The following is a 16,320-nucleotide window of genomic DNA, read 5'->3' on the forward strand; positions in this document are numbered from 1 at the left end:
CGGACGGGCGGTCCACGTCACGTACCCGCCTCGAACCGGGCCCAGGCACGGCGGTAAAGCTTGCCGGACGTCAGGGGCATGCCGCAACACCGGTTCCGGCCGTTCCTACCGTGCGGAAACCCGACACCTCCGTGTCGCCGGTCGCTGGTATCGTCCTCGTGTTTCTGAGGCGGGGCCAGGCAGAGCAGCGGAGCATCCGCGACCTCCCCCCGCCGCAGGGCACGACTGCCGATGGTGGATCGGCGAGGGACTGGGCAACGGGGGCCCGTCAGCTGACCTGCCCGCGTTGTCGGCTGCTGCCGCGGCTGACACTGATGGGAGAGGCGCACCCGCGATGGAGATGCTGACCACACCGGAGCGGCGACCGCCTCTTCCTCGGGGGCACCGGGCCGCGCCCGTGCCCCGCCACGAACAGGCGGCGCGTCACCTGGCCACCGTCGCGCTGGTACTGGTCGCGGTGAAGCCGCTGCTCGACATCGGTGAGAAGGACGCCGGTGGTGGCTTCGACCTGGGGGTGCTGCTCACCACGCTCGGCGCGCTGTGCATGGTCACCGCGCTCGGTGTCGTGGCGCTCGGCGCTCGGCGCCTGCCGCCCCGGCCCCTCCTGCTCATCGCGGGTGGGCTGACGTTGTTGCTCGTGCTCTCCGCGGTCAGCTACCTGGCCGTCCCCGCCCGCGAGGAGCTGCTGGACCTCTTCGACGTCCGTCGCTACTCCATCTACGGACCGCCGCAGGTGCCCACCAGCGCCATCCCGGCCGAGGCGGTGCGGCTGGTCGTCGGGTTCGCCCCGATCGCACTGCTCGGGCTGATGCTCATGCGGCGCGACTGGTTCCCGGTGCGCCGGCTCGCCCTCGTCGCCGGCGTCGTGGTGGCCGGCGCGGTCGTGCACTGCGTGCTCGCCTGGCTCCAGGTGGCCGGGGTCATCCCGTACTCGTTCTACTTCGAACTGGCCAACTGGGAGAAGATCGGGCGGGCCTCCGGCGGCTACTACCACCCGATGTCGCTCGGCCGGTTGTTGATGTTCTCGGTGTTCCTGGTCTACGTCCTGGGTGACCGGCTGAAGGTGCCGGTTGCCGTCCGGTACGCGCTGATCGGCCTCTTCGTCGCCACCGGCGTTGTCTCCCTGCACCGCTTCACGATCCTGTGCCTGGGCATGATCGTGGCCGTGTTCGAGGTGCGGCGTCTCTTCGGCATGGTCAGGGCCCGCCGCACCGGGAGGACGAACCGCCGGGCCGTTCTGGCGGTCGGCGGCGCGGTGGCGGCCGTCGGCGCGGTCGCCGGGACGCTCTGGGGCGGTGCGATCTGGCGGCGGGCCGAGGTCACCCTCACCGAGGTGGGGTCGCTGGACGTGCGGTCCGACACCTTCATGCACGGCCGGGGCGCCATCTGGAACGACCTGGCGGAGATCCTCGGTCGTTCCCCGTGGGACGTCCGGCTCCTCGGGTTCGGCTACGAGCCCTGGGACATGCACAACGACATGCTCCGGGTGCTGGTCGTGTGGGGGATCGTCGGCGTCGTCGTGACCGCCGCCGCCCTGGTGGGGCTTTACCGGTTCGTCAGGGGACGGGTCGACCGGCCGGGCCGGCTCGCCCTGGCGCTGCTCTTCCTGACGCTCGTCGTCTTCGGTCTCACCCAGAAGCCGCTGGCCTACCCGTACTTCCTCTGGCTCTTCTTCTTCGGCCAGCTGGTGGTCCTCGCCGTCCACGGGAAGGACACGGGGCAAGAGGACCGATCCGTCGAGAGCGGGACGACACGGTGAACCCGTCGCTGCCGTCGTCGACGTACGGCCTGCCCAGGCAGGGCGGCCGACCTCCCGGGACGACCGAGACCACGGCCGCCGACGCACCCACGACACCGCTCGTCCGGCCGACGTTCTCGGTCTGCATCGTGGTGCGCGACCGTCCGGCCCTGCTCGTCAACGCGGTGCGCAGCGTCCTGGCGAACACCTTCGGCGACTTCGAGGTGGTGATCGTCGACGACGGGTCACGGATCCCGGTCGCGCAGGTGATCGCGGAAGCGCGCCTTTCGGCGGACCGCCGGGTGCGGGTGGTCACGCAGCCGCCCACCGGCATCGCCGAGGCACGCAACCGGGGCCTGCGGTCGGTCATGGGCAGGTACGTCACCGTCCTGGACTCCGACGACGAGCTCACCGCCGACGCGCTGGCTCGGCTGCACGACCTGCTGTCGAACTCCGGTGGCTCGTGGGTGTACGCCGACTACACGGAGATCCGCCGGGGGACGTCCCGCTGCATCCGACTGCCCGAGTACGCCTCGGCGGGACGCATGTCGCTGGGGGTGTTGACGCGTCCCCGCCTGCCCTTCAAGCATTCCGGCACCACGATCGACCGTGCGGTGCTGGACCGGATCGGCGGATACGACGAGAGCTTCCGTCTCTTCGAGGACGTGGAACTGATGCTGCGTGCGCTGCGTGCCGGCGTACACCCGTGCCACCTGGCCCATCCGATCGTGCTGTTCCAGCGGCACGACGGGAACGTCACCCGGGGACGGCTAGGCGGGCTGGTCTTCTGGTTCCGGCTGATCGACATGTACCGCCCGTCGAAGTGGCCGGGGGTGGCGACGGCCATCAAGGCCTTGCGGACCCTGAGCGAGACGGGCAAGTGGCTTGTCACCCTCGGCCGCTGACCTCCACGCCGCCGATGGCAGCCAGACCGGCGCGAGCGGCGCGACGCCACCGAAGGCGGCCCGCGGCCGGGCCGTGACAGCCCTCATCCATCTCGGCATGCTGGGGTTGAGCCAGGTCGGCGTCACCCTGGCCGCCTTCGGGACGCAGATCCTCCTCGCCCGCACTCTTCCCCAGGAGGCCTTCGGCACGTTCACCGCTGCCCTGGCGGTGGTGTCGCTGACCGCACCGCTGGCGGTCTTCGGTGTGCCCGAATTGTGGTTGCAGCGGTTCGGGCGTGAGGGCGAACGGGCCCGCCGGTGGGTCGGCCCGTCGCTGCGGGTGATGGCGGCCGGCAGCGCCCTGACCGTCGCGGGAGTCCTGGCCTGGAGCCTCGCCGAGTGGTCCGATCCGGTCGGGGCCGGGGTGCGGGCGCTGCTGGCGACCGTCGTCGTCGCCCAGGCCGGGCTGGCGCTGGTCGGCTCGGTGCAGCAGTTGCGGGGCGACTACCGAGGCCTCTCCGCGCTCCAGGTCGCACCGCACCTGGCCCGCGTGCTCGTGGTGCTCGTGGTGTGGGTGTGCGGGCTCTCCGTGCTGGCCACGGCCGCCGGGTACGCCATCGTGGCGCTGCTCACCGTTGCCGGCTGTGTAGCGGTGATGCGGCCCTTCCTCCGGGGCGGCGTGCCGCTGGAGGGACATGCTCACGTCGTGCCACCGGGATCTTCGGCCACCGGGGTCGGCGTGGCGCGGGTGGCCGGCGCCGCGACGCCTTTCGTGCTGGGCAACATCTTCTACCTGATCGGCATGTACCTCGGCACGGTGGTCGCCGCCGAATTCCTTGGCCCGGCGTCGGCGGCCGTCCTGGCCGTCCCGATGTCCGTGCTGACCGCGGTCTACCTCGTCCCCCGGGTCGTCTACCAGCAGTATTTCCTGGCCAGGCTGCACCGCTGGTCGGGCACCGACCGCGACGCCGTCCTGATCGCCTACCGCTGGGGCGGTCTCGGGATGCTCGCGCTCGGCGTGGTCGTCGCGGCGCTGGTCGCGCTGGGTGGCCTGCCGGTGCTGCCCTTCCTGCTCGGCTCCGAGTACGGTGAGTCGGCGACCGTCATGGCACTGCTGGCCCTGGCCATTCCGTTCCGGTTCGCCGGCGCGGCCGTCGCCTCGCTGCTCACCAGCGGCGGCCTGCTCCGCCTGAAGGTGACCTACCAGGGCGTGGGCGCCCTGGTGTTCCTCGTGGCCCTGGCGGTGGCCACGCCGCTGTGGGGCGTCACGGGCACGGCCGGGGCTGTCGTCGTCGCCGAGATCATCCTGTGTGCGCTGTTCTGGATCGCGGTACGCGCACGGGTGGTCGGCGATGCTCCTCTGCCGTCGTGGCACGATCTGCGGCGGCGCCTGACTAGGGAGACCCCTCGTGCATCCTGAACCGAGTCCCGCCGCCCGCCGCCCACTGGTCGTCGGCTACTACGGCATGGAGAACGTCGGGGACAACGCCTTCTGCGTCGTCATGGACTGGGCCACCCGCACCTACTGGGGGACCCGGGAACCCGTCTTCGCGGCGCCGCCGATGGTCGACCTGCCGGCCGAGAGCGTCGGCATGAATCCCCGCTGGTACCGCTCACGCAGTCTGCCCGACCGTGTCGGCTGGGTGCTGAACAAGGCGGCGTTGCTGGGCCGCTCCTCGATGCTGGTCTTCGGCGGCGGTTCGGTCTTCCGTGACATGGGCCCGCTGAGCGAGAAGAAGCTCTTCTCGCTGTTCTCCCGTGCCTCCGGCCACCCGATGGCCGCTGTCGGCGTCTCCATTGGCCCGTTCCTGTCCGCAGCGGCCGAGCGGCGGCTCGTCGAGGTGCTGCGTCGGATCGACTTCATCGGTGTACGCGACCTCGCTTCGGCCGAGATCCTCGAACGCGCCGGATATCCGGGGGTGCTGGTGTCCGCCGGAGACCTCGCCGGGCTGCTGCCGGAGGCGCTGGGTGAGCCGATTCCCGAGCGCCGGCCGAGGCCCTCGTCGGGAGGCCGGGCCCGGCTCGGGGTGACTCTGCTCGGGGTCGACTACGAGGCCGAGGCCCCGCAGACGCGGCAGCGGGAGGACGCGCTGATCGAGGGCGTCCGCCGGCTGGTTCTGAAGGAGCCCGTGGACGTCACCGTCTTCGTGTTCAACACCCATCCCGTGCACGGCGACGAGCGGGTGAGCGACCGCCTCGGGGCGGCCCTGGACGGGCTCTGCGACGTCCGTGTGGTGACCGCCCGGGACGGGGTGCGGGCCTGCTGGGACGAGATGAAGCGCTGCGACATCGGCCTGCACATGCGATTGCACGGTGCGGTCTTCGCGTACCTGGCGGGTGTTCCGTTCACACTGGTGCCCTATCAGAAGAAGTGCGACGACTTCCTCGCCGAGATCGGCCAGCCGGAGTCCGCGCGCCTCGGGCGCGTGCCCGAGGGCCCCGTGGAGGTGACCCGGGTGCTCGCGGACCTGCTGACCGCCGAGGCGGTGCCACGCCTGCCGCGCGAGGAGTTCGCCGAACGCGCCCGGTGGAACTTCACCCGGGCGCCATGGGCCCTCCGTGACGCACGGGGCCGGCCCGTACGGTGATCGTCGATCTTTCCACCCGGGGCGGCGACCCTGCGGCGCCGTCCGCGGGGGCCCTCGACGGCCTGGCCCACGGGCCGGTCCCTCGACGCCCCGCGGCCGTTTCCCGGTCCCGCCTCCTCCGCGTGCCGGTCCTGCTGGTGTCGATCGTGCTGATCGTTGCCGCGCTGGTCGCCGTCGGCCTGGTGCTGGTGCGGCACGGCTCGGAGCGTCCGCCGGTGGGTGGCGACTCGGGACCGGCTGGCGGGCCCTCGGCCGCCATCGCGCCCGGCCGGCAGGCGTTGCGTGACCTGATGCCGCCCGAGGTGCGGATCGGCTCGGCGGTGGACGGTCGGGGGCTCAGCCTGGATCCCGCCTATCGGAGCCTCCTCGGCACCGAGTTCAACGGCATAACGGCCGAGAACGCCATGAAATGGCGCAGCCTGGAACCGTTGCCAGGGGTGCATGCCTGGGCCGGCGCCGATCAACTCGTCGAGTTCGCTCAACAGCACGGCCAGGCGGTGTACGGCCACACCCTGGTGTGGCACAGCGACGTGCCCAAATGGGTCTCCCCGGACTGGCCGGCGGAACGGATCCGTGCCGTCCTCCGGGAACACGTGACGACGGTGGTCTCCCGGTACCGGGGACGCGTCTGGGCCTGGGACGTGGTCAACGAGGTGCTGGACGAGGACGGGACCCTGCGCGACACCCTCTGGCTGCGCAAGCTCGGTCCCGGATACGTCGCCGACGCCTTCCGCTGGGCCCACGCGGCCGATCCGGGCGCGCGTCTGTTCATCAACGACTACGGCGTCGAGGGCCAGACCCGGAAGGCGGACGCGCTGTTGAAGCTCGTCCGCGAGCTGCGCCGAGCCGGCGTCCCGGTGGACGGCGTCGGATTCCAGAGCCACCTCAGGTGGGACCAGCCACCTCGCGACCTCGTCGGGAACCTGCGCCGGTTCGCGCAACTGGGGGTCTCGGTGGCCATCACCGAACTGGACGTGCGGGTCGCGCTGCCGAGCACCCCGTCGAAGCTGGAACAGCAGGCCGCGCTCTACCGGCAGGTGCTCCGCGCCTGCCTCGCGGTACCCGCCTGCGTGTCGCTCACCGTCTGGGGCTTCACGGACGCGCACAGCTGGATTTCGGGTTACCACCGCGGTTACGGGGCGGCGTGCCTCTTCGACAGCAACCTGGTCCCGAAACCCGCGCATGCCGCGTTGCTGGACGAGCTACGCCGGCAACCACCCCGCACCGGGATGGCGCCGCGCCCCGGCTGACCGGGACGAGGCCGCGGGCGTCCGGCCCGGGGCCCGCCGCCCCTCTGGTGACGACGATTAGCACGGTGAAAGGAAGGTCGTGTCCGGGCAGACTCAGTTCCTCTCGACTGTGGCGCCGCACCAGGCACCGAGGTTCGATCCCGAACTCGGGGTGATCACACCCCCTTCCAACGGCATGCCGCGGTCGGCGTTCGGTCGGCCCGTCGCCCCACGGGTCAGGTGGCGCCGGCGGTACGTGGCCTGCCTCGTCCTGATCGACTTCGTCGCCGCCCTGGCGGCGAGCCGGACCGTGGTGGCTCTGCTCGACGAGGCCGACGCGGGCTTCTGGGACCAGCGGGTGTTCGGCGGTACGGTCAGCGCGTTCGCCCTGGTGGCGAACCTCGGCGTGCCGTTGATGTGGATGACGGTCCTGGCCGCCGCCGGCGCGTACGACCGGCGGGCGCTCGGGCGCGGCACCGAGGAACTCAAGCGGGTGGTGCGGGCCAACGTCGCGATGGCCGCCACCGTGTCGTTCCTGGCGCTCGGCTTCAAGAAGGACCTGTCCCGGGCGACGGTCGCCGCCATCATCCTCTGCCTGCTCTTCTACGCCCTGGTGTCCCGGGCGGGCGCCCGCGTCGTGCTCCGGCGGATCCGCCGGGTCAGCCAGCGGGCGTCACAGCGGGTGCTGCTGGTCGGGAGGCTCTCCGACGCCTTGGCCGTGCACGAGGTGGTGACCCGCAACCCGGGTGCCGGGCTGCGCCCGATCGCCATCCACCTGCCGCACCATCCGCGGCCGGGGGAGCGCGTCACGGCGCCGGTGCCGGTCTACGTCGGTTGGGACCTGGTGCCGCTGGTGCAGCAGTTGGGCGCGGACACCATCGCCGTCTGCGGTCCGGCCAGCCTCGAGTCGTACGAGCTGCGCAAGCTGGCCTGGCAGTTGGAGGGGACGGGGCTTGATCTCGTGGTGGTGCCGCAGGTCACCGACGTCACCGGCCCGCGCATCCACGTCCGTCCGATCGAGGGCCTGCCCCTGCTCAACGTCGAGGAGCCGACGATCTCGGGCCTCTCGCTGCTGGTCAAGAGCATGCTCGATCGGGCCGCCGCGTTGGTCGGGCTGCTGCTGCTGAGCCCGCTGCTGGCCGGGATCGCACTGGCCATCAAGCTGACCGACCGTGGACCGGTGCTGTTCCGGCAGACGCGGATCGGCCAGGAGGGGCGTGCCTTCAAGGTCTGGAAGTTCCGCACCATGTACACCGACGCCGAGCAACGGCTGGAGGCGTTGCGCGATCGGAACGAGAGCGACGGGCTGCTCTTCAAGATCAAGGATGATCCTCGCGTCACGCCCATCGGCCGGCATCTGCGCGGGCTGTCGCTGGACGAACTGCCCCAACTGGCGAACGTGCTGATGGGGCAGATGTCGCTGGTCGGCCCGCGTCCGCTGCCCACCGAGGACGACGACTACCGTGGCGACGTTCGGCGGCGCCTGCTCGTCCGGCCCGGCATCACCGGGCTCTGGCAGATCTCCGGCCGCTCCGACCTGACGTGGGAGGACGCGGTCCGGCTCGACCTGCACTACGTCGACAACTGGTCGCTCGTCTACGACCTGGGCATCCTGTGGAAGACGGTCAGCGTGGTGCTCGCGCGGCGCGGCGCCTACTGACTCCGGGCCACGCACCGGGCGGGTGGCGGCCCGCCCACTATCGCTTGCCCCCGCTGATGATCTCCTTAACCGCGTCCCGGCGGACCGAGTCGTAGAACGACTTCACCCGATTCGCGTCGGCGAAGACGACGCTCTCGGTGCCGACCCGCCCGGTGCCCTTCGTCGGGCTGGTCAGGAAGAACAGGTTCCCGCTGCGCAGGCCGCGCAGCTCGGTGGCCATGTCCAACAGGGACAGGTCCTTGTCCACCGAGACGGAGTCCGAGGTGGCCTGGAGGAAGGAGTTCAACTTCCCCGGGTTGGTCAGGACGCCGCCCGACGAGACCTTGTCCAGGATCGCCTTGATCACCTGCTGCTGGTGGCGGATCCGGGCGAAGTCCCCGTCCGCGAACTGCTTTCGCTGACGGGCGTAGTCGAGCGCGGCCTCGCCGTCCATCTCCTGCGGGCCCTGCGCGAAGGTCCGGAACGGCGGGTGGATCGAGGTGAAGGTCTTCTCCGAGGTGATCCGGACCCCACCCAGCGCGTCGATGATCTCCTTGAATCCGGCGAAGTCGACCATCGCCACATGGTCGACGCGGACCCCGGTGAACTTCTCTACGGTCTGCACCATCAGCGGCACGCCGCCCCACGCGTAGGCCGCGTTGACCTTGGCGTCCCGGCCGCCGTGGCCGCCGTCCCGGGACCGGGGCACGGGGACCCAGGTGTCCCGTGGGATCGAGATGAGCTGCGCGCTCGACCGGTCCTTCGGCAGGTGGGCCAGGATAATCGTGTCGGTACGTGACCCCGACGTGCTCTCCGGGTCCCGGGTGTCGCTGCCCAGGATCAGGATGTTCATCGCGCCCTTGGTCACCGCCTGCGGGCGGGACTCCTCCGGCACGCCGGTGAAGGCGTCGACCCGCTCGATGTCCGACTCAACGGAGCGCAGGTAGAGCCCGCCGGCCACCACGCCGCCCACCCCGAGCAACGCGACCACCAGCACGCTCACCAGGACGATCCGCCGCCAGCGGCGACGGGGCTTTCCCGCCGTCCGCAGCTCCTGGGGCTCGGGGCTGGCGGTTGTCGGCTCCGGCTCGACGGACTGTGGGGTTGGCATGCCGGCGATGCTACTGATCCGTCCGTTCGCCCGGGTACCCTCCTCCGGCTGGTGACGGCCCCCGTCCGTGCCGACCCGTCCACCTCGTCCTGTGAATCCGAGCGCGGGTATGGCAGCGGATTGGCTCACGATCAGCGCGACGACGGGTCCCGACAGCACTGATGAGGCACCCGGCATTGACGCTCATTGTCCTTATTGTCTGCTGGGGCTGCGGTCGGGGGTCGGGTGACTCTACGGTTACGGCGCTTCGCGATCGTCTCGTTGGCCGACGGGGGCACCGACGGTCAGGGCTGTCGGGTGTGGCTATTTCGGGCGACTGGATGGTTTCGGGCACTCCACTTCCAGACAGGAGCGCATGCATGAAACTGTCCATCCGGTCGAGAGGCGTGCTGATCGGCGCCGCGACGGCAGTCGTGGTCCTCGCGGGCGGTGCGGTCGGGGTGGGAGGCGCCCTCGCGGCGGATCCCACCGACGTACCGACCGAGACCAACGGCGGATCGATCGTCGAGGACTTCAAGTACCCGAACGCCGCCGAGATCCTCGCGACGCAGAACGTCAAGTTGATCCGTGGCGACGGGCACATCCTCCTGGTCGACTGCGCCACGCCGCCGGTCGGCGACATCGGCCTGTTGAAGGTCCGGACCACCGACGAGCAGATCGGCGCCGACGGCATCGGACGCGTCTGTTTCAAGGTGACTTCTCCGTCCGGGTGGCTCGAGCTCGAGGTTCCCGGGGTGTACGAGATCCGCGGTGACGGTCAGCGCACGGGCACGGGCCACGAGGTGACCGCCGAGCTCGAGAGCGACGAGGGCGAGGAGATCACCGTCGACGTGGACCCGGACGGCAGCACCCAGGTGGGCCTGGGCGCCGACCCGACCGCTTCGCCCACGATGCTCCTTCGGCTCACGGTGACCGGCTGACGTCACCCGGTCGCGTCTTCCTTCAACACGAGCACCTCGACGGTCCGAACCGTCGAGGTGCTCCTCGGCTCGTCCCACTGCGGCACGGGCCAGTCCTGCGCATCATCCAACGGGGATCGGAGTGACCGTGAGTACGTCACCTGGTGTTTTCCTATCCAAACCTCCTCTTCCGGGCGCGGTCCGACGCCGAGCGCTCGTCGCAGCGCTCATGGTGCTGGCACTGCTCACCGGCTTCCTGCGAGCCACGCCCGCTCGGGCCGAGGACCCGGCGGTCCCCCCGGACCGCGCGCTGGTCGTCAACGCCTGGAAGTCGGGGGGAATGCAGGTTCGGGCGGCGGCCGAGATCGCGCTGCTCGGCACCGACGCGCAGGTCAGTGAGTTCCTCAACGGTGGTCTGGAGAAGGCCCAGCGATTCGACGAACTCGACGCGGTGGCCGGCGTGGTCGGCGAAGGCGGGCCCTCCGTGCGGGCCGCCGCCAAACAGGCACTGGACGCCGCCGACGCCGGCGACCTGGAGGCGGTCTCGGCGTTCCTCTCGCATGGCTGGCAGGGGCCTTCCGACATCGACACTCGGCTGTCGGTCAACCAGGTGATGGCTGTCGGGGGCGATCAGGTCCGCGAGGCGGCGCAGCAGGCCCTCGACTCCGAAAACCCGGCGGTGATGCGGGCGTTCCTCGACTCCGGCTGGCAGTTGCAGTGGCAGACCGATCAGCGACTGCGGATCAACCAGGCGATGGCCACGGGAGGACCGCAGGTCCGCGCGGCCGGGCAGAAGGCGCTCGACGCCGGGACGCCGGAGGCGCTCGAGACCTTCCTGGCGTACGGCTGGTCGGTGGCGGCGGCCCAGGACGAGGAGGTCGCCACCCTTACCGGTCTGCTGGCCCAGGCGCAGGCCGCGGGCGAGGTGGCCGCCCGGGAGACGAAGCACGCCACGCAGGAGGCGGACCGGGCGAAGGCCGCGTCCGATGCCGCCCGGCGGGCCGCAGCGGACGCTGCCCGGGCCACCGAGGCCGCGAGGTCGAACATGAAGGAGGCTGCCGCACAGGCCAGGCGAGCCGCAGTCGCGGCGCAGAAGGCGGCGCAGGCGGCGAAGGTCGCCGTGCAGGCGGCCGCCGCCGCGAGCCGTGCGGCACGGGCCGCCTCGACCGCCGCCGCGCGAGCGGCGTCCGCGGCCTCGAAGGCCGGTCAGGCGGCGACCAAGGCATACAAGGCAGCCGCCGACGCGGCGACGGACAGGACGAAGGCGGCGGACGCCCGCGCGAAGGCGGAGCAGGCCAACGCGGCGGCCCGGGACGCGGAGGAATTCGCCAAGAAGGCCGACGCGGCCGGTAAGGCGATCGAGGCGGGCCGGGACGCCGTGGCAGCGGCAAAATCGGCCGCCGCCCACGCGAGGTCGGCCGCGGCCGCGAACGACGACGCCGCCAGGCACGCCAACAGCGCCGGCGCGGACGCCCGGGAGGCGGTGGCCGCAGCCAACCAGGCCCGGGCCAACGCCGACCGGGCCACCAGGGCGGCAGCCGCCGCGGAGAAGTACCTCCAGGTGGCGATCAATGCCGCCTACGCGGCCCGCGACGCCGCGAAGCGCGCGGCGGTGAACGCCCGGGCTGCGGCGCAGGCCGCGATCTTCGCGGCCGACCATGCCGGAGAGGCGGCAGAGGCGGCGAGGCGCGCCACCGAGTACGCCAACGCGGCGACGCAGGCTGCCACGGACGCGGTGAACGCCGGCGTGCAGGCGGCGGCGGTCTACGAGGCGGCCCGCGAGGCCGACGTGGAGCGGCTGGCGGTCTCCCGGGACCAGGGGCTGGAGGCCGCGCAGGCGGCGAACACCGAGTACGAGTCCCAGCAGCGCGCGGGCGACTGGGACGTCGAGCAGGCGGCGAAGCGGGATGCGGAGACCAGGAGCCTGATCGCCGAGGTCCAGAACCCCGCCACTGCGCCGGCCAGGGCCGTCGCCGCCAGCCGCCAGGTTGCGCTGAACCTCACGTCGTCGCGGGGTGCCTGGACGCAGCAGGCTGCCATGGCGGCCCTGGCAGGCAGCGATGAGCAGGCGGTCGCGTTCGTCCGGACGGGGCTCGCCGCCACCGAGGCCCGGGACAACCGCCAGGCGGTCATGGACCTGGCGATCACCGAGAACACCGCACTGCGGGACGCGGCGCTGGCCGCGCTGGCCGGCAGCGACGCGGTGGTCGCGCAGTTCCTGCGCACCCAGAACTACCCGGGGCGCTACACGCAGGATCGGCTGAAGGTCAACCAGATCCTCGCTGCCGCCCGCACCGCTGGTGATGTCGTGCTCGAGCAGAAGGCACAGGAGGCGCTGGACGCCGACACCCTGCAGGCTCTGCGCGACTTCCTGGACACCGGCCAGTACACGGCTGCCGCCATCGGTGAGCGTGTGCGGGTCAACCAGGTCATCGCCGACCCGGCCAGTGGACCGGAGCTCAAGGCCGCAGCCCAGATCGCTCTGGACGGGCCCGCGCCCGGCCTGCGGGAATTCCTCGAGAGCGGCCGGTACATCGCCGCCGAGCGGGACTACGACAACGCCATTCACCTCACGGTCGTCGGCAGCCTCCTCGAGCGGATCAACGAGGTCGCAGAGACCGCCGTGACGAACTCGTTCGAGGCGCAGGCCGTCGCGGCACGGGCGCGTAACGACGCCGCTCTGGCCGAGCAGCACGCCCGGGACGCGCTTCTCTCGGCGGACAAGGCGGAGGGTTACGCGAACAAGGCGAGGGGCTACGCGAGCCAGGCCGCTCAGTCGGTGCAGAAGGCCGCAGCCGCTGTCGCGACCGCCAAGGACGCGTCCACCCGGGCCAACGCCTCGGCCCGCAGCGCCATCCGGTCCGCCGCCTGGGCGGTCGCCTCGCACAAGAAGGCGATCAAGGCTGCTGCCGAGGCCAACGCCGCCGCCAAGCGTGCGTACGACTCGGCCAGGGCCGCCGGGGAGGACGCCAACGCCGCCGTCGCCGCCGCCAAGCAGGCGTACGACACGTACTCCCATGCCCAGGGCCTCGAGATCGCGAAGTGCCACACGGAGTATGCGGCCGATCCCATCGTCGAGCTCGAGAGGATTCTGAGCGGCACGCAGCACGAGTGGTACCGCAACTGCGTCGCCAACGTCGTTCCCGACCCGGCGGAGCTGGCCAACCGGGCCTACACCAACGCCGCCCTGTGCGACATCTATCCCCAGGGCAGCCAGCTCTACCAGAACTGCATCCACTCCACCCTCGACCCCGAGTTCAAGGGGATGCAGCCGCTGATCTTCTTCGTCGAGTTGGTGAAGGGGCTCGTCGCCACTCTCGCTCCGGTCGGGGCGCTCGCCATCGTGCTCTGCGTCGCCACCGTTGTCTGCGGAGCCGTCGCGGGGACTCTGCTCACCGTCGGCGAGGTCGGGCTCAACGTCTACAAGCTGATCAACGGGGATCAGACCCTCGCGCAGACCCTGCTCAAACTCGGCCAGACAGCGCTCGAAACCCTGGTGTTCCTCGGTGCCGCGAAGCTCATCAGCGCTGGCTTCCAGAGCGCCCGTGCTCTCTACATCGCCAACCAGAACGCCAAGAAGGCGCAGGCGGAGCTGAAGGCGGTGAACGCCATCCGGCTGAAGATGGTGGAGGTCACCTCCTGCCTGTGGCGTGGCAGTGCCGTCACCCTCGCAGGTGTCGCGCTTCTCGCCCCAGTCGGTGCCTCCACGGCCACCGCCCCTGCCCCGTCGGTCGTTCACGACGCACGGCAGATCTCTCTGGCGGCACCGCAATCCGCGCCAGGGTGTGGCGTCGAAACGGTACGGGAGGCCGAATACGAGTGGCGGCATCCGGAGAGCAGGAGCCTGTTCGACGCCTATCTCGACGACAAGGGCGGTCTCTGGATGCTGGTCGAGGTCACAGAGGGGTCCCCCGTCCGAGGCAGAGACATCTTCATTCGGATCATGTCGCTGTTCGGGAGCCGCGTGAAGACGGTTGAAGGTAACCTCGTGGACTCCAACAAGGATTCCTTCGCCGCCGCGCTTGCCGCCGGAAAGACTCCTACAGAGGCGGCATGGGCGACCTGGACCGGAAAGATGGCGCGTGAGCACGGCTACACGAAGATTCTCCACGTCGATCAGGAGGTTCTTCCGGACAAGCCGGTGCGGATCACCTTCGGGAGGCCATAAGTGATCGTATGGGACGAGTGGCATCCGTTCCTTCGCCGGATCGTGAACGAGGGCGGCGACATCGGCGACGTGGCGCGTGCCATCAGAGATCACGGCGAAGGCCGGTACATCCAGGCGGGACGCGCGGCGCGAGAGGAGTTCGGCCTGCCCCTGCCCGACGTCCTGAAGATCATTGCCTGGGCCGAGGCGAAGGGTGGCGACGAGGGCCTGGCTGAACTTCGGGCGGAGATCCGCACTCCACTGAAGTGATCGCTGATACCTGTCTCCTCCGAGCGGACGTACGAGTTCGGACGGCCTGGGTGATGTGACCCGCTGATTCCGATCGCTGGGCGTCTGTGATGGTGAACCTCCCGAGCGGGAGTGCCTCTGGTTCGAGGCGCTCCCGCTCGGGCGCATCCCGCCCCGCCTTCCGCTCGCCCACTTCACCGGCGCCGGCGCCGGCTTCCACTACACCTGACCGCCTGCGGCTGGTAGAACCCTTGCGTGGACGCAACGAAGCTCCGACGGGCCATCGCCCGCACCCCTCTCGCCCCCGTCGCGGCCTTCCCCAAGCGCCTGGCCCGCGTCGTCCGCCACGACGCCAAGGTGCTGCGCACCTCGGCCCGCTGGCTGGTCACCTCGCGGGAGCACCACAACTACACGTACGAGCTGACCAAGCTGAGCCGGCACCACCTCGCCTGGTTCGTCAGCGTGGTCTGCGACGTGCCCGTCAAGCAGGTCCGCGCGTACTTCGCCGAGATCGAGTCGGACGACGTGCTGCGCCGGCACATCGAGTCCGCCACCGCCGGCGCCGCCCGCCGGGGCCTGGCCGACCGGCAGGTCCGCTACGCCCGCCGCATCGGGTGGTACGCCATCGTGCGCGCCACGAAGCCGACGCACGTGGTCGAGACCGGCGTCGACAAAGGGCTCGGCAGTTGCGTGCTCGCCGCCGCGCTGTTGCGCAACGCCGCCGACGGGCAGCCCGGCCGGGTCACCTCGCTGGACATCAACCCGGAGGCCGGCTACCTCGCCCGCACCGCGCCCTGGTCGGAGGTGGTCGACCTGGTGATCGGCGACTCGATCGCCTCCATCGCCGCGCTGGACCGGCCGGTCGACCTCTTCCTGCACGACAGCGACCACAGCCGGGCCCACGAGAAGCGCGAGTTCGAGGCCGTCGAGACCAAGTTGGCGCCGGGCGCGATCCTGCTCACCGACAACGTCACCGCCACCAACGTCCTCGCCGAGCACGCCGAGCGCACCGGCCGGCGGTTCCTCGCCTACCGGGAGACCCCCGCCAACCACTGGTACCCCGGGGACGGCATCGGCGTCGCCTGGTGATCGCGGTCGTGCGGGCCGGGTCGGCGCGAGGTGCCGGAGGCCCTCGACCAGCCGGGGCACGCTGAACGGGCGTCCCACGCGACGACGCCGGCACGGGAGCAGGCGGGGGCGACGGTCGCGCGCGGGCCGTGACAGGGTTGCCGGATGCGGTTGAGCGCCATCCACACGTACCCCGTCAAGGGTTGTCGCCGGCTCGACCACGACGTCGCGGGCGTCGAGCCGTGGGGCCTGGCCGGCGACCGGCGCTGGATGATCGTCGACGCGGATGGCGTCGGAGTCACCCAGCGGGAGACCACCCGCCTGGTCGGCCTGCACGCCACGCCCCACGACGGTGGCCTGCTGCTGCGCGCCGAGGGGCACGACGACTTGGCCGTGCCCGAGCCGGTCGGCGGCGAACCCGTCGCGGTGCGGACCTTCCGCAACCGCAAGCTGCCGGTGCCGGCGCTCCCCGCCGGTCCGGCGGCCGACGCCTGGATCGGCGCGCTGCTGGGCCGCGCCGTCCGGCTGGTCTGGCTCGCCCGACCGACCCGGCACATCCCGCCGGGCGACCGGGAGCATGACACCGGTGAGCAGGTCAGCTTCGCCGACGCCTACCCGCTGCTGCTGGCCACTGCCGCCTCGCTCGACGCGCTCAACGGGTGGCTCGCCGAGGCCGGCGAGGAGCCCGTGCCGATGGCACGGTTCCGCCCCAACCTGGTGGTAGAGGGCGCGCCGGCCTGGGCCGAGGACGACTGGGTCGGCCGCCGG

The 16,320-nt window shown here is 71.3% G+C and carries 12 protein-coding genes; 11 read left to right on the forward strand and 1 reads right to left on the reverse strand.

Annotated elements, in window-relative coordinates; genetic code table 11:
• Nucleotides 1-334 precede the first annotated feature (334 nt).
• The 6 genes from F6X68_RS33480 (at nucleotide 335) to F6X68_RS12355 (ending at nucleotide 8,099) form a co-directional block, all read left to right on the forward strand.
• On the forward strand, nucleotides 335-1,759 hold the full coding sequence (locus tag F6X68_RS33480; protein WP_192581382.1) for a hypothetical protein: 1,425 nt from the start codon (nucleotides 335-337) through the stop codon (nucleotides 1,757-1,759).
• Nucleotides 1,756-2,643 carry a glycosyltransferase family 2 protein gene (locus F6X68_RS33485; RefSeq protein WP_192581383.1) on the forward strand — a complete coding sequence of 296 codons (888 nt, stop codon included), beginning with the start codon at nucleotides 1,756-1,758 and terminating at the stop codon, nucleotides 2,641-2,643. Before F6X68_RS33480 ends, F6X68_RS33485 begins: the two co-directional genes overlap by 4 nt.
• A 97-nt stretch (nucleotides 2,644-2,740) precedes the next feature.
• Nucleotides 2,741-4,042 (forward strand): oligosaccharide flippase family protein, encoded by a 1,302-nt coding sequence (locus F6X68_RS12340; protein ID WP_151454402.1) that lies wholly within the window; start codon nucleotides 2,741-2,743, stop codon nucleotides 4,040-4,042.
• Nucleotides 4,032-5,210: a polysaccharide pyruvyl transferase family protein gene (locus F6X68_RS12345; protein ID WP_151454403.1), complete on the forward strand. Its 1,179-nt coding sequence runs from the start codon at nucleotides 4,032-4,034 to the stop codon at nucleotides 5,208-5,210. The genes F6X68_RS12340 and F6X68_RS12345 overlap by 11 nt, the downstream gene beginning before the upstream one ends.
• Before the next feature lie 122 nt (nucleotides 5,211-5,332).
• Nucleotides 5,333-6,460, forward strand: coding sequence for an endo-1,4-beta-xylanase (locus F6X68_RS12350; protein ID WP_225852164.1), 1,128 nt, complete (start codon nucleotides 5,333-5,335; stop codon nucleotides 6,458-6,460).
• A gap of 175 nt (nucleotides 6,461-6,635) precedes the next feature.
• A complete protein-coding gene (locus F6X68_RS12355; protein WP_151454413.1) occupies nucleotides 6,636-8,099 on the forward strand; it encodes a sugar transferase in 1,464 nt (487 codons plus the stop codon).
• A gap of 37 nt (nucleotides 8,100-8,136) precedes the next feature.
• Here the strand turns inward: F6X68_RS12355 and F6X68_RS12360 are convergent, their stop codons facing one another.
• A complete protein-coding gene (locus tag F6X68_RS12360) occupies nucleotides 8,137-9,189 on the reverse strand; it encodes an LCP family protein (RefSeq protein WP_151454404.1) in 1,053 nt (350 codons plus the stop codon).
• 359 nt (nucleotides 9,190-9,548) lie between these two features.
• Here F6X68_RS12360 and F6X68_RS12365 point away from each other — a divergent pair, with 359 nt between their 5' ends.
• The 5 genes from F6X68_RS12365 to F6X68_RS12385 all read left to right on the forward strand — a co-directional run.
• Complete coding sequence (locus F6X68_RS12365) at nucleotides 9,549-10,109, forward strand: hypothetical protein (protein WP_151454405.1); 561 nt, start codon at nucleotides 9,549-9,551, stop codon at nucleotides 10,107-10,109.
• A 208-nt stretch (nucleotides 10,110-10,317) separates the two neighbouring features.
• The gene (locus F6X68_RS12370; protein WP_151454406.1) at nucleotides 10,318-14,256 is read left to right on the forward strand and encodes an ALF repeat-containing protein; all 3,939 of its coding nucleotides are present in this window, start codon (nucleotides 10,318-10,320) and stop codon (nucleotides 14,254-14,256) included.
• On the forward strand, nucleotides 14,257-14,505 hold the full coding sequence (locus tag F6X68_RS12375; RefSeq protein WP_151454407.1) for a hypothetical protein: 249 nt from the start codon (nucleotides 14,257-14,259) through the stop codon (nucleotides 14,503-14,505).
• A 234-nt stretch (nucleotides 14,506-14,739) separates the two neighbouring features.
• Nucleotides 14,740-15,573 carry a class I SAM-dependent methyltransferase gene (locus F6X68_RS12380; RefSeq protein ID WP_151454408.1) on the forward strand — a complete coding sequence of 278 codons (834 nt, stop codon included), beginning with the start codon at nucleotides 14,740-14,742 and terminating at the stop codon, nucleotides 15,571-15,573.
• A gap of 144 nt (nucleotides 15,574-15,717) precedes the next feature.
• On the forward strand, nucleotides 15,718-16,320 hold a 603-nt coding region (locus tag F6X68_RS12385; protein ID WP_151454409.1), incomplete at its 3' end, for an MOSC domain-containing protein.

It is taken from the genome of Micromonospora sp. AMSO12t (genome assembly GCF_008806585.1).
GTDB classification, from domain to species: domain Bacteria; phylum Actinomycetota; class Actinomycetes; order Mycobacteriales; family Micromonosporaceae; genus Micromonospora; species Micromonospora reichwaldensis.